Genomic DNA, 19361 nt, shown 5'->3' with positions numbered 1-19361 from the left:
ATTTTGTTGGGGCAAATTATGGATTCTGTTCCTTCTCTTCACCGATACCCGAGGTAACACACTAGCATTGCATGCCAACGGTCAGTTCTTTTTCTCATTATGAATGCGTTTACAAATACTTGGTTTAATAAACCGCTCTATATTATTGACTCCGTTATGCTGTCCTATTATGGAGTGTGAAGGAAGCGATGTGAGCAAAATGAAGAGCGGTGAGACTGAAATAAATCAACTTTTTTTATGATTAGGGTTATCGGTAACCCTAAGATAGCATGAGCCTATCTTGCTGTCAATCGGCATTATCCTATAGAATGGAAAGACTATGTTGCGGAAAGGTTAGATCCTATTGATTACCATTTATGATATTGCCAAAAAAGCCAACGTCTCCGCCATGACCGTCTCCAAAGTCATTAATCAAACAGGTCGTATTAGCCCGGCTACACGCGAGCGTGTACAACAGGTCATCGAAGAACTTGGTTACATACCAAACTCAAATGCGCGCAGTCTTGTGCTGCAACGGACTCAGATGCTGTCATTGTTGATTACGGATATTACCAACCCCTTCTATACAACGCTGGCCCGGGGGGCTGAGGATGCTGCCAATCTGCGAGGTTACCGCCTCTTGTTCAGCAATAGCGACGAGGATTACGACAAGGAGAAAAATTATGTGGAAACCATTCTGTCTACTCGCGTCGATGGTGTACTGTTTGCACCTGCAGGGGATCGCTCGCTGAATCACTTGAAGCAGCTGCAGGAACGTAACATTCCGTTTGTTATTTTGGACCGCACTGTCCCGGGAATCACATCTGACGTTATCGCTGGGGACAGCCGAGATGGGGCGCTTCAATTGATTCGATATCTGACGAATCTGGGACATCGCTGCATTGCTCTGGTTAATGGTTCTTCCGAGGTTTCGACTGCGCGGCTGCGAGAAGAAGGATATATGGAGGGACTCCGGGAAGCCGAGTTGCCCTTTGACGAAGGCTTAATCCTTCGAACAGGCTACCGGGATTTCAGCGATGAAGTGGGTATCGACAGTTTACTTGCGCATCAGCAAAAACCTACAGCCATATTTGCAGCAAACAACATGCTCGCCATAGGCGTCATTCGACTTTTACGTAAACGGGGGCTGCGTGTGCCTGAAGACATCTCGGTCGTCTGTTTTGATGACCTGGATTTGGCTTCTGCCTTTGATCCCTTTCTCACGGTTGCTGCACAGCCTGCCTATGATTTTGGTGCCATCGGCATGCAAATGCTGATTGACCGAATTGAAGGCAAGGCTCCTGAGGAACCACAGACCGTCATTATGCCATCAGAGCTGCGTATTCGCGCTTCGGCCTCTGTACCTTGCGAATAAAAGGAAAATCAGTCGTAGACCAACCCTGACTTGAGAGAAACTGTTTTGTTGAAGCAAATACAAACAGGACGCATCGGAGAATATCTCTCTGAATTGCGTCCTGTTTTTTTATGAAATAACTCTTATATATATGGATTCTAGCCTTCAGATTGAAGTGCCAGAGCGACTTCTCGAACTAGACCCGGGAACCAATCCATTAATGCTTCGAATGTATATCCCGCCTGCTCTGCTTTGGATGTATCCATTGTCCAGGATTCCGAAATTCCAAAGGGTGACATGTCCTCTTTGATCGTTTCGGTCAATACCTGTGATTGCATGCCTGTTACCGTTTCGATCAAATGCATCATGGCGGAAAGTGTTATCGCCCCTTTGGACGCTGCATTCACAGGTCCAGTAATGGATGAATGTCCAAGCCAAGCGAGAAATCTCGCGGCTTCGGTGGAATTGATAAATCCAATCTCGGCGTTCGGATTGGGCATGCCGATAGGTTTTCCTTTTTGCACATGTTCAATATGAAAATGAAGTCTTCGCGTGTAATCATCAATCCCGAGTACAATTGGTATGCGCATCGCTGCCACCGGGAAATCCGCTTCCTGGAAAAATACAGCTTCCGCTAGACGTTTACCCTCGCCGTAGGAGAAATCTTCGTGGCTTCCGTATTGCACCGGGTAGGTGTATGGATCGAAATCGGCTTCGGTAAATCCAGGTTTGGGATCTCCATATACCGAGAGCGTTGATGTCAAAATGTATCTTTGGGTACGTCCAGCAAAAGCTTCGCAAGCCGACTTCGCCGCATCCGGCGAGTAACAGATGTTGTCATAGACAATATCCCACATGTCGGTCTGCGCAACCTCGGCAAGAGATTTGGGGTCTTCACGATCCATTTTAATCCTGTTGACCTCAGGCCCAAAGTCTACATCCGTTTTGCCGCGAGTTGCGACTGTGATCTGAGACTTTCCTTCCCACAGCAAATGATCAACCAGACGTTTGCCGAAGAACCGTGTCCCACCAAGTATAAGTACTTTTTTCATCCGATAAAACCTCCTAACCTGTTCTGGTCATGCGTATCTTATTAAAACCTTCATATGAATGAAGTGCTGTCTGTGCTGTTGCAATTCAGGTATGTTTACCGGGATTTCACAATATGGAGCATCGTATGTGCTCCCCACTGGAATTCGTATGAAGTTTTCTCTTCAGAAGTAATATATCCGCGTTCTTCCAGTTTAGCCTTTAGTTCATCCATGTGCTCATAACGTTTGCCAGACAAGTCTACTGTAGGGAAGATACGCAGCTCCCGCTTGGTTACTCGCAACAGCTCAAGGATCGTCTGTAGATGGAATTCGGCATTCAGGCGATCTGCATACGTAAACAGGAAATGTGCTGACAATGTTAGGTCGAATTGCTCATCGGCAAAAGGTAACTCCGGCAGTACAGAGGCCACATAACGGTCAGGAAAACGTCTCATATCCGCTACACAGTCTGTGATTGCACGTCTACGTTCTTCTTTCAAGCCATGGATCGAACCGAAATCATCCCATCTATATTTGTCTTGTACGTGTTCCATTTGTTTCATCGTATGTTCAATATCCTGAAGTCCCTTCACTTCCAGTTGGCTGATCTCATGTTCATAGGCGATATCCGCTGCCATGGGATCTGCACCCCACTCTCGCGCATGGCTACTGAATGAACAAGCCCCACCCGGACAATCGAGAATGGACTTACCTTTAATTTCTTCCACGGTCAGGTTGAACATCTTCATATATTCCTCGAAGGTTCGCCCGATAAAAATAATCTGTGCCAACTCCAGGCCGGCTACTCTGCTCTTCTGCTCATCTCTGCTCATCTCGTCTCAGCTCACTTTCCAGAATTAATCGTTAGGAAAAACAAGACCAATCTGCTGCCGGATCTGATCCATCACCTGCATGGTAACGTAGGAACGTTCATACGTGTTCATATCCGATTCCTTTTTGCCCTGCTGAATCAGATTGACAAACTCCTCCACCTCATAATACATCGACGGGTAAATTTGCTCGGCAGTGAGTTTTTCCACCGTACCATCATTGTAGCGTATCTCCGCATGTTCCGGTGAACCAATTTTGTCAATGAGGATGCTGCCGCGTTCGCCCATAATTTCACTTGGAACGTGAGAATTGGAGATTTTGGAGTACGTCACTACCGCTTCCATCTCATCATAATTCAGAATAACACTGCCTTGTCCATCTACCCCTGATTCCAGCATCAATGCCTGGGACTGAACTTGTTTAGGCTCGCCAAACAACGTAATCAATGGATAGAGACAATACACACCAAGATCCATTAACGCTCCATTAGCAAGATCGGGTTTGAACGCATTCAGGACGATTCCTTCCTTATACTTGTCGTACCGGGAAGAGTACTGGCAATAGCTCGCCACATATTTACGTACCGGGCCAATTTTATGTAGGTGAGATTGTACCATTTTGAACGAGGGAACAAGGGTCGATTTCATGGCCTCCATGAGCAGAACTCCATGTTCTTGCGCTGTATCAATCATACGACGGACCTCTGCTCCATTGGCGGCCAAAGGCTTCTCGCACAGTACATGTTTGCCGTTTCTCAAAAACAACTCTGCCTGCTCCGCATGAAAGGTATTCGGTGTAGCAATGTACACGGCATCGAGCCCATCACTCAAAGCCATCTCTTCGAGGCTAGTAAATCGAAGTGCAGCGTGATATTGATCTGCAAATGCATTAGCTTTATCTTCAGTTCTTGAGTACACGGCGGTCAATTCGAATCCTTCGACTTGTGCAGCGGCCTCAAGAAGTCTCTCTGTAATCCAGTTGGTACCTACCACTCCAAAACGAACCATTCAATCTACCTCTTTCGTAAATAAATTTCACAATTAAACAGCTTGCCATCCTGTACATTGTAGCCTATATTTCAACCAGATTGAAGGGATGTCCATTTCCAACATATTGATATCTTGCTTTTTTGTTTGAAACTTCGTCGATTCCCATAAATCAGGGGTATAATGAGACTTGAGGTGATTCTTTTGGAAAGTCACAATTCCTATCAATCAGATTCAGTTCCTATAGATGACAAACAGTGGAATGCCATTATCCACAACGATAGCAGCTTTGATGGAAAATTCTATTACGGTGTCAAAACAACAGGCATCTTTTGCCGACCTTCCTGCAAGTCGAAAGCACCCAAATATGAGAATGTCTCTATATTTAACAATCCCGAAGAAGCTTTGGCACGACATTTCCGTCCATGCAAACGTTGCAAACCAACGGGCAAGCGAGTCCCCGATCAGGAATGGATTTCCGTTGTAACAGACTATATTGAACATCATTATGCCGAGCCCCTTACACTTGATATTCTTGCAAATGTGAGTCACGGTAGTCCGTATCATCTGCATCGGGTGTTCAAACGGATTACCGGCCTAACTCCGGTGGAGTATATTCAGGAAAAAAGAGTCACTGAAGCCCGGAAATTGCTTGAAAGCACCCGGCTTACCGTCACAGATATCGGTCGACAGGTTGGCATAGCCAATCCGGCGTATTTTATTACTGTATTTCGAAAACATACAGGATGTACACCTGCCAATTATCGTGAACAAAGGCGTGATCAATTATGAAGACCAGCTTGGTATACAAAGTACCCAAAACGTTGCTGAACAAAGGAACTGGGTTCCTTAATGGTTATACGCATACGCTGAATCCATACACAGGCTGCGCCTTTGGCTGTTCCTACTGTTATGTAAGGCAAATGCCCGTATCTTTATTTCGCAAAGAGCCATGGGGCAGCTGGGTTGATGTGAAACAGGAAGCCGCCAATGTGTTTGCCAAGGAGCTGAAGCGTGCGAAATCGAAAGGTAAAGTCACTATTTTTATGTCATCCAGTACAGACCCGTATCAGCCCGTTGAATATAAGGAGCAAATCACGCGGTCTTTGCTAGAAGTCATGGCTGAGCATCCACCCGATTTTATATTGGTTCAAACTCGAAGTCCATTGGTGACCCGAGATATCGATCTGCTGCAAAAGTTGGGTGACCGGGTCCGCGTTAGCATGACCGTGGAAACGGATCTGGATGATATCCGCAAGCAGTTCACTCCTTCAGCTCCGCCAATCTCGGGCAGATTGCGTGCCCTGGAACAACTGCGAGATGCCGGTATCCCCACACAGGCTGCTATTGCGCCAGTATTGCCCAGCAGCGAAAGCTTTGCAGCCATTCTGAGGCCGCTTGTTGATCGTATATGCGTTGATGATTACTTCATGGGAGATGGCAGTGAGGGCAAGCGAACCCGGAGACTTGGCATGAAGCCACTTTATGAACAAGTGGGCAAGGAAGATTGGTACAGTACTGAGGCTTACAAAATGGTAGTCGAGCGAATGAAGGCGCATTTTGAGGAACATGAAATATGGATTAGCCAGGCAGGATTCGAACCCTAATCATGCCTTTATATAAAATGAAAATAGCCCTGCTTCCCTCGCATCGGGAGTCAGGGCTATTCTTCTAACTTAATCGATTATTGATCAAGTGTGTACAATGGAAGATCTGCAGGCAGTGCAGCTGGGCGCTGACATGTGCTGTCCATTTTATAAAAAGTCTGCTCATCCGAAGAATCATGGAACGCCCACATCGCTTCGAGTACATGGTAGGCAAGCTCTCCACTTGCCCGGTGAGCACGTCCGCTACCCACAGCATAAGCCATATCTGCAACACCAATGCCACGTGTATTCTCCTGATATCCTGGCAGAAGGGGTACCTCAGTCCATTCCTCATCACCTAGCAAACGGTAACGAACTGGACCGCCGAATGTGTTTGGATCAGGAACCTGTAGGGTTCCATGCGTGCCGTATACTTCAATCGGTGGCAATACACTTCCGCCAAATACGTCAAAACTCGTAATCAGCGTGCCGATAGCTCCCTGCTCAAATTGCAGCAATCCCGCTACATGCGTCGGAATTTCAACAGGAATGTTCTGACCCCGCTTTTTCTCACTCGTGATCGTCCGCTGTTCCATCGCTTTGCCCGTCATGCCAGCAATGGACTTGATTGGTCCCAGCAATTGTACGAGCGCAGTCAGGTAATAAGGCCCCATATCAAACATCGGCCCGCCACCGGCTGCATAGTAGAACTCCGGATCTGGATGCCAATGCTCATGCCCACGGCTCATCATGAATGCGGTAGCGGCCACAGGTTTGCCAATGACACCATCCTCTACTACTTTGAGTGCCGTCTGAATTCCTGAACCGAAGAACGTCTCTGGCGCACAGCCTACCAGCAGCCCTTTACGCTTAGCTGTTTCGAGAACCGCCTGACCCTCTTCTCGTGTGACGGCGAGTGGTTTTTCCACATATACATGTTTGCCTGCTTCGAGCGCTCTCAAGCATACATCTGCATGAACGGCAGGGATTGTCAGATTGATAATCAAGTCGATCTCAGGGTCTGCCAAAATTTCATCTACCGTGTATACGTTAGGAACATGATAAGCAGCCGCCTGCTCCTCTGCCCTGTTCCGATCTAGATCTGCAACCGCTACAAGATCAAGCACCTCAAATCGGTGACAGTTCTCCATATAAATACCACTGATTTTACCGCAGCCAATAATGCCTACTTTCATTGTTTTCATGCGTGGACTCCCTTCGTGTTCCTAATTGATATAGCGCTTCCAAAACAACTCAACACCGCTTTATGTGGGTCAATATATTTATCTCAACGGATATGAATTAGGTTTAAATTAAATTAGTGATTTTGGTTATCAGCCATTCCTGTGTAAACTTCAGCCACTGCGTCCTTGCGGCTTTGCGCAAGTGCTTTGCCTGCGGCAGTCCATTTGAAACCACTACGCATCATCTCAGTAACCTGTTTCATCTCCACAATATCTGCATGGTGTCCGAGCGAGTTGTAGAACACACGGCCTGCACCCCAGCGTTTGGTCCAAACGACTGGCATATCTACTGGGCCATTCGCTGCGTGAGGACCGTTAACAATTGGGAAGCGTGTTGTTGCCAGCACTTCTACTGCAGGGTCCACGTGCAGGTAGTACTGTTCGCTTTTCACCTGGAAATCTTCAATATGATCCAGCAAAGGACTGGAACCACGCTTCATGTTTACCGTGTACTCCACGCCGTCGTTCCCTGGATGCGCAACCCACTGTCCACCCGTCATGAACTGCCAGTCGACGTTGTTGCGGAACGCATCACACATCCCGCCATGAAGACCCGCAAGACCCACGCCGCTCTGAACAGCCGCAGATACGTTATTGACGAGTTCCTGTTCAATCTGCCCCATCGTCCACAGCGGAATGATCAGATCCAGACCCAGTAGTTTCTCTGCATCCGCATATGCTTCCAGTGTATCTGAGACCTCAACCTCGAATTGTTCTTCCTTCAAAATGCGTTCAAAAATCGCTGCTACTTGCTCTGGTTCATGTCCATCCCAGCCGCCCCATACGATTAGTGCTTTGCTCATCATCCATCACTCGCTTTCCGGAAGTTAAGTTATTGTCATTCTCTATCGGACCTTATGCAAACTCAAGACCTCTCCGAGGTCAACATCCTAGCTTAAATCTAGCTTATTTATTTCAAATGAGTGCCAACATGATGTCCACTTCACAATTCAGTGGTTTAATGCTTACATTTCTTCTAGCGACACCCAGCGACGCTCTGTAACGGAACGTTCAACAGCTTCTAGTACCGCTTGACAGGCAACCCCATCGTGGAAACTTGGTTCAGGCTGCCGTCCTTCGGAGATCGCGGTCACCAGTTCCAGCATTTCATGTGTGAACGTGTGCTCGAATCCAATCGTATGTCCCGCAGGCCACCACGCCTCAGCATATTTGTGTGCCGGATCAGTCGCCAGAACACGGCGGAAGCCCTGCACATCTTCATCGTCCTTCGTAAAATACACTTCCAGTTCATTCATCCGTTCAAAATCAAACCGGACGCTACCGAGACTGCCATTGATTTCAAACGAGTTGGTACTGCGATGACCTGCTGCAAAGCGCGTAGCCTCGAAGCTTCCTAGTGTACCATCTGCAAACCGTGCGAGGAACAACGTGGCATCATCTACCGTTACTTCGCCCTTCGGAGCATCTGCGTTAGAACTGCCTTTGGCACTAAGTCCGGTCATTTCCGAAGCCAGCGGCCGCTCTTTAATGAACGTTTCGCTCATCCCGATTACTTCCTTGAATTCACCCACCAGGAAACGTGCAAGATCAATTAGGTGTGCGCCAAGATCGCCATGTGAGCCGGATCCGGCTACTTCCTTTTGCAGACGCCATACCAGCGGGAACGAAGGGTCCATGATCCAATCCTGAAGGAAAAACGCACGGAAATGATAGATTTTGCCTAGGCGTCCGCTTTGCACCAACTCTTTAGCCAGCTGCACTGCTGGAGAGAAACGGTAGTTGAATCCGACCATGTGCGCAACTCCTGCTTCTTCAGCAGCCTGGAGCATTTCACGCGAATCAGCTAACGACAAAGCCAGCGGCTTTTCACAGAACAGATGTTTACCCTGACGAGCGGCTTCCAGTGCTATTTCCTTATGGGCATCACTTGGAGCGTTAATATCGATCAGATCGATATCATCACGCCGCACCAGCTCGCGCCAGTCCGTTATACTTTCAGACCAGCCGAACTGACTGGCAGCCTCCTGAACTCCCTGCTCGTTCCGTCCACAGATTACAGACATCTCCGGCTGCAGCGGGGCAGACGGGAAAAACATCGGCAGACTGCGATAAGCGTTGCTGTGGGCTTTCCCCATAAATTTGTATCCAACCATTCCGACACGAAGACGCTTTGACATGGTCACTTCCTCCTTTGGAATATAACTAGCAATGTATTAATTACGGATTGAAGAGGCACGGATGATCAGCTCTGTAGGCAACAACTGCCTTGCTGTTTCTGAGGGAACTTCGGAATTCACTGTTGAAGCTGTTGCTCCCAGTGATCCATGAATAAGTTTGGATGCGGCCAGTTCTCCCATTTCATAAAAGGGAACCCTGACGCTGCTCAGCGGCGGAACCGCCATCTCGGCCGCATCGGAGTCATCATAACCTACAAACGCAGGGAAATCCTGAACCTTGATCCCACGCTCACGCAAACCATGCATAACACCGATTGCCATCCGGTCATTCGCAGCAAATACAGCGTCAATCTCGTTAAGCCGGGCTGCAATGGTGGCAGCTGCCTCCACCCCGCTTCGTCTGCCATAGTTCCCCTCCAGCAACAGACTGGAATCCATATTCATTCCGGCTTCATTCAGTCCGATATGAACGCCCTGAAGCCGCTCCTGACTGTTGGAATAACTATCCGGACCATTAAGAAAGGCGATATTCCGGTAGCCCTGATCGGTAAGGTGACGGATTGCCAGCCTGCTGCCCTCCACATGATCGGCATCCACTTCCATGAATGATTCACCTGCAAAGTGCTGGCTCATAATGCAAAAGGGATGTCCTTCCTGCTGAAGCCTCTGCATGGCTGCCAGTTCCCCATGATCATCTCGTGCGCCGAGAATAATGCAAGCATCCACTTTCTGACGGCGGAACAGATCCGTATAATTCATCACTTCACCCGGTGTCCTGAACATGACCAGCAGGTCCATGCCGTTGTCCCTGGCTTTGCTCCCAATGCCACTCAGCATTTCCGAGAAGAAATACGCCGAGAACAAGTGTGCTTTCGGGACGTAGGGCAACACCACGCCAAGGTTACCGCTTTTACTTCTCGCAAAGCTGCGGGCCAGTGCGCTGGGGACGTAACCCAACTGCTCGGAAGCTTCAATAACCTTACGGCGGGTTTCCTCTTTAATAGGACCAACGCCATTAAGAACTCGGGATACTGTAGCTTCCGAAACACCGGCAAGATCAGCCACTTCTTTACGGGATGCCATGGATCTCACCTCCTTCATGTTTCCTGAACACCTGCCAAACCGATGCAGTGTATCAAATGATTATGTACGCGCGTACATCTTCTCATGTGTTGTAACCGTTGTCAATGCTTTTAACACAAAAAAAGATGAGGATTTGTGTAAACAAATTCCCCACCTCTTGCTTACTATATTTTCTTGTAACTTGTCCTATAGTACCTTCTTCTTCACTCGCTTTCACACGGATTCATGTTGGGGCAGACCAACTACAGTGCAGACCTATATCAGGTCGTCACACCGTTACCAACAGATGATTGACTGAACTCAGCCTGTTCCATAATAGTGACATGACTTTGAATGCGATCTAAAGGCTCAGGTGTAGATTGAAGCTGCCGCACTTTGTGCAACACTTCCTTATTAGGAAGGAAATGCTGAGAACGGATGAAACGAATCGTTTTGGTTTTGGCACGCATGACGATGGAATCGGTCTCTGCCCGATCATCCGCGAGGTAACGCACACCACCAAGAATCTCACCCGGAGTAACACCTGTTGCTGCAAAAATAACATCTTCCGTACCGATCATATCCTGCATCGTTAATACTTTGTAGGGATTATCGATCCCCATTTGCAAGCAGCGCTGGAATTCGTCTGCGTTCGCAGGCATCAGGCGACCTTGAATCTCGCCTCCCAGGCAGGACAAGGCAGCTGCAGCAAGCACACCTTCTGGTGCCCCGCCTGATCCGACATACAGATCAATACCCGCCTCTGGGAACGCAGGTGCCATCGCGCCTGCAACATCACCATCGCTGAGGAACTTGATCCGCACACCAACCTTGCGCAATGTCTTGATCGTACTTTCATGTCGTACACGGTCCAGAATCATGACTGTCAGATCTGAGATGTTTTTGTTCAATGCTTCAGCGGCTTTCTCCAATGTCACCTCAACCGGATCTTCGATACTGACCTTGCCCACCAGAGCAGGCCCTACAGCCAGCTTCTCCATGTACATATCCGGTGCGTGGAGCAGGTTGCCTTTTCCCGCCACTGCAATAACCGATAAAGCGTTGTTCAGGCCCTTGGCTACGATCTCTGTACCTTCCAAAGGATCTACAGCCACATCAACCTCGGGGCCCTCAGCGTTGCCGACTTCCTCGCCGATATACAACATGGGTGCTTCATCCATTTCTCCTTCACCGATTACCACCGTGCCGCGAATAGACACGGAATCGAACATGGCGCGCATAGCCAAAGTAGCCGCCTCATCTGCACTATTCTTGTCGCCCCGCCCCATCCAGGGTGCTGAAGCTAACGCAGCCAATTCTGTTACTCGGACAATTTCCAACGCCAGTTCGCGTTCCATTTTTCCCACTTCCTTTCCAGTTTCCAAAAGCATACATTGAAAGCGGTACTAAATCCATCGCAAATCCATATGAAATTGATCTAAAACGGGAGTAATAACCCGATTTTGAGAAATCACCCCATTCTGTCCCTCATCGATAAATGAACACATTTACACAGCTTTGAACATGCCATTTTACGAGTCTTATCCACCGTATTATATCTGGTTTGAAGCAGTATATTTCATCTTATATTTTTCGATATTCTATATTCATTGCGTTGAGTGTTTCTCAGGAATAAATCAGAGTTAAAATTTCGTATAACAATGGTTTATGAACATATAATTTGCAATTATAGAGAGGAATCTCATCCGTTCTCAAGTTCTTCGAAAACGATTTATAATAAGACCCCTACAACCGTCCTGTACTCTTAAAGGAACAATATTGAAGACCATTTAAAAGAGGTTTTTTATTCAAAGATTTGAACTGGAAATTCACCTAAATCCAGCTGTATCCGCCCCTTAAACATGGTTAGCAATATAGATACAGCTTATGGAGGTCATCGAAAATAATAAGTTTACATAATAATTATTACGTTGTTGAAAATTCGATTATTTTTATTTCCCCTCAAAAGGTCTATTTTTTCCTCAGCTTTGTGTCACATAAATAAGATCTGACTCTTTGCTCAAACTATGTAGGTTAGCAGGTTTCTGCCTCAGCCCCCAACATGGCAAGTGCAATTTTCAGAAAATCCTCTTTTTGAATCTGCAAATGACCATATCTAAAATGATATCCCCAACGTGTCTGTCCCCGAGTAAGGATCAGTTGGTCCAGCAGATCAGCGATCTTCACCTGCTGACAAGGATAATACTGAACATTCCTCCGATACGGGACAAAGGAATCTGACACATGGTACGTGTACACCTGATCGTCTATTATGCGCCCTATGGCGGTGAATGCTTGAAGTACCTTGCCTCCTTTCATGCTTGTTCGCGGCGAATAATAGATCAGCCAGTCTCCTGCATTCATTTTGCGCAGAGAAGCTACCTTGCCGTGACAGAGCTGGGCGAAGCCCCCTTCCACCCCTTTTTCCACATGTGATGCAGACACAACGCCGATCCAGTATCGGTTTCCTTTTTCAGATTCAGCCTCAACTTCTAACTGTGAAGCCAGGAGTTCACTCGTATGAATCTGCATAATTCCTTTGCTGGTAGCCATCAAATCATGCTTTTCCTTTTCCTGTTCATTCATCTCTGCACCTGTTCTTCCCATGCCTTCTTCAGACGCTCAAGCTGCAAGAAATGATGACGATAATGCATTTCGACCAATGCAAACCATTCCTCTGCATTCAAACCACCAAAGCTTGGATGTGCCAACGTACATTCCTGTGTTGTTTCTTCCAACAGCACTTCCAATCTCCGCATTTCATCCCTTACCTCATTAAATCCTTGAATTATTGATTCTCTTCCATCCGATTGTAGTGGAGTATACTCAGGAGAATCAGGAACGTGGATACGTATCGGAGGAAAACTTGCTTGCGCAAAAACAGCTTCACCTGTTTCTGTTTTGCCCTGGTTTCTCTTCTTGCCCGAGTCCTCGTCTGCGCTTATACAAAGTTGAACATTGGCTAAATGCATTTTCATCGCAGACTGAATTAAATGCTGGTACATCTGGCCTATCGACCACTCAATCTCACTGGGTTTGTAGCTTAACTGAGCATCGCTCATCAGATCCAGTTCCTGCAAATAACGTTCCAGCGTCAGTTCAAAATCACGTCGAATCTCTTCGTTGTTCCTTGTTATTGTCGTTTCCATACAAATACACAACTCCTTCAATCGGTTATAAACCGATCATACACAAACACTACTGACAGCGTTATGTCAGTAGTGTTTAAGGAGATTGCTTGCTTCCTCGCGAATTCGAATTCTTAATGATTCGGGCTCCAAGACCAGAGCCGAGGCTCCCCATCCAAGTATCCAATGCAATACGTCTTCTGGATGCCTTACACGAAAATCTGCGTATAATCCATCTGTTTGCAGTTCTGCTTTCTCCATGTAGTAATTATTCGCTTCAATCACTCTATTTGCAATTCGACCATGAAACCAAACACGGACATGCACATCACGGTTGTCAGGTGGTGAGTAGCTGTGAATATTAAAACCTGGAGGAAGATCGAATGGGTCTGTGCTAATCTCCAGATCACTCATGCGGGATATACGAAAATGACGAATCTCCTGTCGCAAATCACATCGGGCAATCAGCATCCATGAGCCTTGCATCCAAAGCATCCCGTAAGGGGACGACATACGAACGGTCTTTTGTACGGTTTCATTAACCGAACCAGGCTTATGGTAATGAAACCGGATTTTGAGTTTATGCTGCATTGCCTTTCGGATGATTCCCATATGTTCGATCTCTCGCTCGTGTGTATCACTGTCCGGTGAACGAAGTAAACGGATACCCTGTTGTATCTGTCCCACCTCTTCCCGAAGAGGCACAGGCAGGATTGCTTCAATTTTCGAACGGGACGTAAAAGATGTACTTTTGTAGTAGTTATCGAAGCGCTGTTCGACAAAATCAAGCCCGATTAGAAGTGTAACCGCTTCTTCAGCTGTCAAGCTGATCGGAGGCAAAAAGTATCCTTCCATAAGTGAATATCCTACTCCGGGTTCTCCCACCACAGGAACTCCTGCCTCACATAACGCCTGAATGTCTCTGTATATGGTTCGGACACTTGTTTCAAACAAGAGGGCTAAATCTTCCGCACGTTGAACCTTCCCCCGCTGCAGCTCAAGTACGATAGCCAGCATACGATCCGATTTGTTCACGAATCACCCCTCCTTGTGTGTAATATCAATTACACCATCTTCATAGGACATTTATTATAAGTAACATATGGACAAATGAAAAGTATACAGACGAACTAGTTTTCGCAATGCCCGAATCGAACCATTTTCGTAAGGTGTTTTATTAAACCACAAAGACCAACCCGCAGAGTATAGGTTGGTCTATAAAAACTTTTATGATATTGAAATTCAGAGAAAGCTCGGACCTCACTACTTCCATGATCATTGGGTAGAACCCCTCCTATCGTGCTCATCAATCACCTTGTTTACCGCTCGTAGTATTCCTCCACTATATCCGTATTGGAAGCCGCCTTCTTCCACAAAAACCTGCTGAATTGGATGCAACATCCCTTCCTCTTCACCATGTAACCCTTCAATTGTTGTTATTTCACTGCCAACACATTGATAAGCCATAACGAGACAGGAAACCTTCGTAATAATCATCCTTATCTATCGTCCGTTAGAGATAGTTAGCAAGCAATATAGATACAGCTTATGAGTTAATCCAAAATAATAAGCTTACATAATAATTGTTACGTTATTTTAAGTTCATTTTTTTGATGTTTTCTTTTAAAAGGTCGATTTTCTCCCCATCTTTATTCACCACATAAATATGGTCTGGTTTTTTGTCCAAACTTTTACCGCTAATCATCAATTGGTGCCCGCCTTCTATGTTGTATTTTCGAATATATAATCCCGATCCTTCATCTTCATAAGGGTACGCTGCAAAATCATTCCATGTCAGGCTGTCTCCTTTCTCTGCGAGAGTATTTAGTTTTTTTAAGGGAATGGATGTACTCGCCCCCCCCTGATCATTATTTGCCTGACATCCTGAACAAAATGCAACCAAAAGCAACAATACTAAACTGAGTTTTCTAGGAATAAGTTTTGTCATTATTCTTCCTCCTTAAATCTTTATGTGGAATAATTTGTAATAAATATCTTGCTTTTATCACTATTGTACCATAACATAATTACCTTATATTACATTTTTTAGAATTTATTCGAGAGGGGGTTCTCTATTCATAAGCACAGTTGAGTTAAACACTTTTCACATCGAATTTGGAATCAAAATATTTAATAAATTTCAGGAGGGGACGTAACAATGAAAAAATTAGTTTCATCTTTATTTGCAATGATCTTGTTATTCACACTAGCGTTACCTGTATTAGCTGAATCAAACAGTTCCAAAAAGGATACTTCTCCCGCAGCTGAAACTCAAACATGGTTGAATTGGTTTGACAAACTCACTAAAGAAGATCAATTAAAAGTAAGTTACAAACCAGCTGAATTAATATCTTTTAACGAGAATGCCCTCCTATCGTTACCTAATGTAGACCCATTAGCTTCTTTCGCTCCAGTTACTAAAGAATGGTTGAACTGGTTTAACAGTTTAACAGAAGAAGAAAAATTACAGGTGAATTATCGACCTGCTGAATTCGCCTTATTGAATAAAACAGAAGTCACTGTTCATGAAACCCAATACAACAACCAGACTATTGATTCTAAAACAAACTCAAATGATCAATTAACTCTTCAAGCTCTTGAAACAATGCCTACTGGTGGATATGAACACCCTTATTCTTCAAGTGCATGGGAAAATTTGACGGATAAAGCTAATTGCTATGCATACATGTTGAATACATCCACATATTCTGGACATAAATTACAACCAGGTGAACTGGCCGGAAAAGTTTTTACAAGTTTAACTTCTTCGAGCATCATTAGTGCCTCTAAGCTTGACATGCCATATTTAAATAAATCCCTACGAACTTCTACATATAGTGAAGTTCCTGGATACAGAGAGTACAAGGTAGCACTTGTTATTGCACCAAATTATGATTATCATTGGTACAGACAGGATGCTGATGGTGGGTGGTCACATAAGCGTGGGCTAACTGCTATTGATTTTAGAGATGCCAGTGGTAATTCGATTCGTAATCCACAAACAGCTGATCGTAATTATGGAAATGGTCTGAATTATTCGACTTGGGGCGGATGGTACATTATCAAATATTAATCGTTAGAAATAAAGACCGAGCGAAGCGGAGATATGCCCTCCAGCGCCCGGTCTTCTTTAATTCCGTAGTTCAATCACAGGTCAATTACTTTCTTCTCTTCCGTTGTTAAAATGGATGATGATAAACAGGTTTCTCCTGCGGTACGAACTGCACGAAGAATCCCTCCATATCCAGTGCAGCGGCACAGATTACCGCATAATCCCATTTCGATCTGTTCCTGGCTAGGCTGCGGATAGCGATCTAGCAATGCCTTGGTGGAAATCACCATCCCGGGTGTACAATACCCGCATTGGAAGCCGCCTTCTTCCACAAAAGCCTGCTGAATTGGGTGCAACTTCCCTTCCTCTTCACCATACAACCCTTCTATTGTTGTTATCTCGCTTCCAACACATTGATAAGCCATAACGAGACAGGAATTGACCGGCTCTCCATCCATCAGTACCATACATGCACCGCAACGACCAACCTCGCAGGAAACTTTCGTTCCGGTCAGATTCAGTTGCGTCCGTAGTACATCCACAAGACGGGTTGTCTGGGAAATGTGCAATTGTTTCTCCTCGCCATTCACAACGGCTGTCCAGAAATTGCTCAAAGGTTCAGTCATGATGAGCTCACTCCTTCCTGAAGCAAGACGCCAATTGGTTTGATCAGTTGATCGCGCGGAACCGGCAAACGATTAACCCACACCCCTGTAGCCTGATGAATCGCAGCGGTGATGGCCGGAGCAAGCGCCACCGAACCAATCTCGCCAATCCCCCGTGGTCCAAACGGATCTCCCTCTGGCAGATCTTCAATTGCCTCCACCTCCAGGTTGGTGTGAATGTCGCGAATCGTCGGAATCAGGTAGGTGTCCAAATTGGTTGTCATATAGCGACTGTCTTGCATCACAGCATCCTCGGTCAATGTAAAACCCAGAGCCATTACACTTCCGCCTTCGATCTGCCCGATGAATCCCATTGGATTGATGACAGGGCCAGCAGCAACCACATGCCTCGTATCTAGCAATTTGGCTTCTCCGGTTAGCGTGTTTACCTCCACTTCTGCCGCTACTGCCGCATACGTATATAGATAATGCCCACCCACAACATTGTCCGGCGTGGTCGGATATTCAAATTGAGTATCAAAAATCCATTCTTCCTCTTTTCCATGCTTCGCCAGATCAACGTAAGAAACAACAACTCTGGAATTCATCGCCGGTTCATTCGCTGTAACTTCTGGAGAAAGCTGTCCCTTGTGCCATACTCCCTCAATTCCAGTAATCAGTTCGGCAGCCGGAATTCCTGACAAAGCAGAGGCTACTGACAAGATTTTGGAGCGGAATGGTGTCTGTAATCGCTGAAGAGCCATCCAGGCCATCGTCGTTGAACGCGAAGCGGTGCTTGAACCACTGTGTGGCACTCGATCCGTATCCCCAATGATTATGCTTAGATCGGATGTTGAGCAGTAGAACAGATCGCAGAGCATCATTTCCAGCGTAGCAATAAGTCCCTGACCGAATTCTTCGTAGCTGAATGCCACTTCAATCTTACCTTCGGCATTCAGAGATAGACGCCCGCCCGCCGGATCGGGAATGCCATAACCAAGCCCTGCTCCGTGCATCGCGATGGCTGCACCTACTCCACGTTTAATCCAGGGAGGTAGAGCAAGATCTGCCGAGGGATACTGATGCTTTTGCCATAACTCCGAACGATCCATCGCCTCCCATACTTGCGACAGTCCATCTGTGACCAGAATCTGTTGATTCAATGGCCCAGGATCGGTCTTTCCCCTCATGTTGCGTCTCCGAAACTCCCAGGGGTCCATATCCATAATCTCGGCGAGTCGATCCATCTGACCCTCCATTGCAAAGATTGCCTGATTCCCGCCAAATCCACGAAACTCTCCCGACACCCCATTATTCGTATACACCGAGACGCCCTCCACATCTACGTGGGGAATAGAATATGGCCCGAGACAGTGTTCTGTGCAAAAATTCAGGACAGGTGCCCCTAGCGTCGCATATGCTCCGGTGTCTGCGGTAATGCGGACTCGGTGAGCCTGGATCATGCCTTCACGGCTGATTCCAGTCTGCATTTCAATTTTCATTGGATGACGCTTTAATCCTGCACGTACGGATTCTTTGCGTGAATTGTGCATTTTCACAGGACGTCCGGACCTTAAAGCAAGCAGTGCCCCATAAGGCTGTACATTCAGCTCATCTTTCCCGCCAAAAGAACCGCCTATCGGAGACGAGACCACCCGAATATCTTCTTCGGAACAGCCAATGATTCGGGCAAGCTGCATCCTGTCCTTGTAACCATGCTGTGTCGCCGCGTAGACATGGAGTCTCCCACTTTCATCAGGAACAAATAACCCGCCTTCCGTCTCCATATAGGCATGCATCTGGCGAGGGGTATAATACGTCTCACTCACAATATGTTCGCATGCAGCAAAGCCCTCATCTACATTGCCTCGTTTGATTTCGGTACGGTGCAGCACATTGCCGGGACCATGTTCATGGAGCTCAGGTGCACCGGGTGCCAGTGCAGCCTCTGGGCTGTCCAGCGGAGTCCATTCTTCATACTCAACCCGGATGGCATCCAGAGCGAGCGCTGCACGTTCCGGGGAGTCCGCAGCAACTGCGGCAATGGCATCACCGACATAACGAACGACATGCTCGCAAAATACAGGCTGATTCGGAGTTGCAATGCCAAACAGGTTCAAACCGGGCACATCTTTCGAGGTGAGTACGGCAAATACACCCTCTATAGCCTCCGCTCCGGTTATATCGATAGATAATATGCGGGCATAGGGGTAAGAGCTTCGAAGGACCCTTCCATGGATCATATCGGGCAGCGTCATGTCTGTCAGATATTGAAGCTGTCCTGTTACTTTGCCTACCCCATCTGGCCGCAGATGCCAGCGTTTCCCACTATTATCCCGATTCAACAGCATGATCTCTCTCCCCT

General features: G+C 46.6%; 19 protein-coding genes. 4 read left to right on the top strand and 15 right to left on the bottom strand.

Annotated elements, in window-relative coordinates; translation table 11 throughout:
* Positions 1-343 precede the first annotated feature (343 nt).
* A complete protein-coding gene (locus AC4PM4_RS03810) occupies positions 344-1354 on the top strand; it encodes a LacI family DNA-binding transcriptional regulator (RefSeq protein ID WP_491612795.1) in 1011 nt (336 codons plus the stop codon).
* Positions 1355-1491: 137 nt separating this feature from the next.
* On the opposite strand, the gene AC4PM4_RS03805 is transcribed toward AC4PM4_RS03810, so the two are convergent.
* The 3 genes from AC4PM4_RS03805 to AC4PM4_RS03795 all read right to left on the bottom strand — a co-directional run bounded on the left by AC4PM4_RS03805 (position 1492) and on the right by AC4PM4_RS03795 (position 4202).
* A complete protein-coding gene (locus AC4PM4_RS03805) occupies positions 1492-2385 on the bottom strand; it encodes an NAD-dependent epimerase/dehydratase family protein (RefSeq protein WP_491612794.1) in 894 nt (297 codons plus the stop codon).
* Positions 2386-2480: 95 nt separating this feature from the next.
* Positions 2481-3197 (bottom strand): SAM-dependent methyltransferase, encoded by a 717-nt coding sequence (locus AC4PM4_RS03800; RefSeq protein ID WP_491612793.1) that lies wholly within the window; start codon positions 3195-3197, stop codon positions 2481-2483.
* Between the two features lie 24 nt (positions 3198-3221).
* Complete coding sequence (locus AC4PM4_RS03795) at positions 3222-4202, bottom strand: Gfo/Idh/MocA family protein (protein WP_491612792.1); 981 nt, start codon at positions 4200-4202, stop codon at positions 3222-3224.
* A 174-nt stretch (positions 4203-4376) separates the two neighbouring features.
* On the opposite strand from AC4PM4_RS03795, the gene AC4PM4_RS03790 reads away from it, so the two are divergent.
* Positions 4377-4973 carry a bifunctional transcriptional activator/DNA repair enzyme AdaA gene (locus tag AC4PM4_RS03790; protein ID WP_491612791.1) on the top strand — a complete coding sequence of 199 codons (597 nt, stop codon included), beginning with the start codon at positions 4377-4379 and terminating at the stop codon, positions 4971-4973.
* On the top strand, positions 4970-5788 hold the full coding sequence (locus tag AC4PM4_RS03785) for an SPL family radical SAM protein (RefSeq protein WP_488730639.1): 819 nt from the start codon (positions 4970-4972) through the stop codon (positions 5786-5788). The genes AC4PM4_RS03790 and AC4PM4_RS03785 overlap by 4 nt, the downstream gene beginning before the upstream one ends.
* Positions 5789-5865: 77 nt before the next feature.
* On the opposite strand, the gene AC4PM4_RS03780 is transcribed toward AC4PM4_RS03785, so the two are convergent.
* From AC4PM4_RS03780 to AC4PM4_RS03735, 10 genes are all read right to left on the bottom strand, one after another.
* Entirely contained in the window at positions 5866-6972 is a 1107-nt protein-coding gene (locus tag AC4PM4_RS03780) for a Gfo/Idh/MocA family protein (RefSeq protein WP_400344932.1), read from the bottom strand.
* A 113-nt stretch (positions 6973-7085) separates the two neighbouring features.
* Positions 7086-7814 (bottom strand): ThuA domain-containing protein, encoded by a 729-nt coding sequence (locus AC4PM4_RS03775; RefSeq protein WP_491612790.1) that lies wholly within the window; start codon positions 7812-7814, stop codon positions 7086-7088.
* 162 nt (positions 7815-7976) lie between these two features.
* Entirely contained in the window at positions 7977-9149 is a 1173-nt protein-coding gene (locus AC4PM4_RS03770; RefSeq protein ID WP_491612789.1) for a Gfo/Idh/MocA family protein, read from the bottom strand.
* Between the two features lie 36 nt (positions 9150-9185).
* On the bottom strand, positions 9186-10232 hold the full coding sequence (locus AC4PM4_RS03765) for a LacI family DNA-binding transcriptional regulator (protein ID WP_176854364.1): 1047 nt from the start codon (positions 10230-10232) through the stop codon (positions 9186-9188).
* A gap of 260 nt (positions 10233-10492) precedes the next feature.
* A complete protein-coding gene (gene glpX, locus AC4PM4_RS03760) occupies positions 10493-11569 on the bottom strand; it encodes a class II fructose-bisphosphatase (RefSeq protein WP_274570542.1) in 1077 nt (358 codons plus the stop codon).
* Positions 11570-12245: 676 nt separating this feature from the next.
* Positions 12246-12797: an EVE domain-containing protein gene (locus AC4PM4_RS03755; RefSeq protein ID WP_481852327.1), complete on the bottom strand. Its 552-nt coding sequence runs from the start codon at positions 12795-12797 to the stop codon at positions 12246-12248.
* Positions 12794-13360: a DinB family protein gene (locus tag AC4PM4_RS03750; protein WP_491612788.1), complete on the bottom strand. Its 567-nt coding sequence runs from the start codon at positions 13358-13360 to the stop codon at positions 12794-12796. The genes AC4PM4_RS03755 and AC4PM4_RS03750 overlap by 4 nt, the downstream gene beginning before the upstream one ends.
* Before the next feature lie 66 nt (positions 13361-13426).
* Positions 13427-14374, bottom strand: a complete 948-nt coding sequence (locus AC4PM4_RS03745; RefSeq protein WP_491612787.1) for a helix-turn-helix transcriptional regulator — start codon at positions 14372-14374, stop codon at positions 13427-13429.
* Positions 14375-14614: 240 nt separating this feature from the next.
* On the bottom strand, positions 14615-14806 hold the full coding sequence (locus tag AC4PM4_RS03740; RefSeq protein WP_491612786.1) for a hypothetical protein: 192 nt from the start codon (positions 14804-14806) through the stop codon (positions 14615-14617).
* A gap of 124 nt (positions 14807-14930) precedes the next feature.
* Positions 14931-15287, bottom strand: coding sequence for a hypothetical protein (locus AC4PM4_RS03735; RefSeq protein WP_072732914.1), 357 nt, complete (start codon positions 15285-15287; stop codon positions 14931-14933).
* 210 nt (positions 15288-15497) lie between these two features.
* Between AC4PM4_RS03735 and AC4PM4_RS03730 the strand changes: the two genes are divergently transcribed.
* A complete protein-coding gene (locus AC4PM4_RS03730; RefSeq protein WP_491612785.1) occupies positions 15498-16412 on the top strand; it encodes a hypothetical protein in 915 nt (304 codons plus the stop codon).
* Positions 16413-16486: 74 nt separating this feature from the next.
* On the opposite strand, the gene AC4PM4_RS03725 is transcribed toward AC4PM4_RS03730, so the two are convergent.
* Positions 16487-17017, bottom strand: coding sequence for a (2Fe-2S)-binding protein (locus tag AC4PM4_RS03725; RefSeq protein ID WP_491612784.1), 531 nt, complete (start codon positions 17015-17017; stop codon positions 16487-16489).
* Positions 17014-19347, bottom strand: a complete 2334-nt coding sequence (gene pucD / locus AC4PM4_RS03720; RefSeq protein WP_491613068.1) for a xanthine dehydrogenase subunit D — start codon at positions 19345-19347, stop codon at positions 17014-17016. The genes AC4PM4_RS03725 and pucD overlap by 4 nt, the downstream gene beginning before the upstream one ends.
* Positions 19348-19361 lie beyond the last annotated feature (14 nt).

The organism is Paenibacillus sp. MDV22-iso6, assembly GCF_058408365.1.
This window is presented reverse-complemented; position numbering and strand designations above follow the sequence as displayed.

What these genes read in the sequence shown, in the direction of transcription:
- AC4PM4_RS03740 (WP_491612786.1), bottom strand. Translation starts at nt 14,806, where the DNA reads ATGGCTTATCAATGTGTTGGCAGTGAAATAACAACAATTGAAGGGTTA.
- AC4PM4_RS03725 (WP_491612784.1), bottom strand. Translation starts at nt 17,017, where the DNA reads ATGACTGAACCTTTGAGCAATTTCTGGACAGCCGTTGTGAATGGCGAG.
- AC4PM4_RS03775 (WP_491612790.1), bottom strand. Translation starts at nt 7,814, where the DNA reads ATGAGCAAAGCACTAATCGTATGGGGCGGCTGGGATGGACATGAACCA.
- AC4PM4_RS03765 (WP_176854364.1), bottom strand. Translation starts at nt 10,232, where the DNA reads ATGGCATCCCGTAAAGAAGTGGCTGATCTTGCCGGTGTTTCGGAAGCT.
- AC4PM4_RS03735 (WP_072732914.1), bottom strand. Translation starts at nt 15,287, where the DNA reads ATGACAAAACTTATTCCTAGAAAACTCAGTTTAGTATTGTTGCTTTTG.
- AC4PM4_RS03795 (WP_491612792.1), bottom strand. Translation starts at nt 4,202, where the DNA reads ATGGTTCGTTTTGGAGTGGTAGGTACCAACTGGATTACAGAGAGACTT.
- AC4PM4_RS03755 (WP_481852327.1), bottom strand. Translation starts at nt 12,797, where the DNA reads ATGAATGAACAGGAAAAGGAAAAGCATGATTTGATGGCTACCAGCAAA.
- AC4PM4_RS03785 (WP_488730639.1), top strand. Translation starts at nt 4,970, where the DNA reads ATGAAGACCAGCTTGGTATACAAAGTACCCAAAACGTTGCTGAACAAA.
- AC4PM4_RS03750 (WP_491612788.1), bottom strand. Translation starts at nt 13,360, where the DNA reads ATGGAAACGACAATAACAAGGAACAACGAAGAGATTCGACGTGATTTT.
- AC4PM4_RS03780 (WP_400344932.1), bottom strand. Translation starts at nt 6,972, where the DNA reads ATGAAAACAATGAAAGTAGGCATTATTGGCTGCGGTAAAATCAGTGGT.
- AC4PM4_RS03800 (WP_491612793.1), bottom strand. Translation starts at nt 3,197, where the DNA reads ATGAGCAGAGATGAGCAGAAGAGCAGAGTAGCCGGCCTGGAGTTGGCA.
- AC4PM4_RS03805 (WP_491612794.1), bottom strand. Translation starts at nt 2,385, where the DNA reads ATGAAAAAAGTACTTATACTTGGTGGGACACGGTTCTTCGGCAAACGT.
- AC4PM4_RS03770 (WP_491612789.1), bottom strand. Translation starts at nt 9,149, where the DNA reads ATGTCAAAGCGTCTTCGTGTCGGAATGGTTGGATACAAATTTATGGGG.
- AC4PM4_RS03730 (WP_491612785.1), top strand. Translation starts at nt 15,498, where the DNA reads ATGAAAAAATTAGTTTCATCTTTATTTGCAATGATCTTGTTATTCACA.
- glpX (WP_274570542.1), bottom strand. Translation starts at nt 11,569, where the DNA reads ATGGAACGCGAACTGGCGTTGGAAATTGTCCGAGTAACAGAATTGGCT.
- pucD (WP_491613068.1), bottom strand. Translation starts at nt 19,347, where the DNA reads ATGCTGTTGAATCGGGATAATAGTGGGAAACGCTGGCATCTGCGGCCA.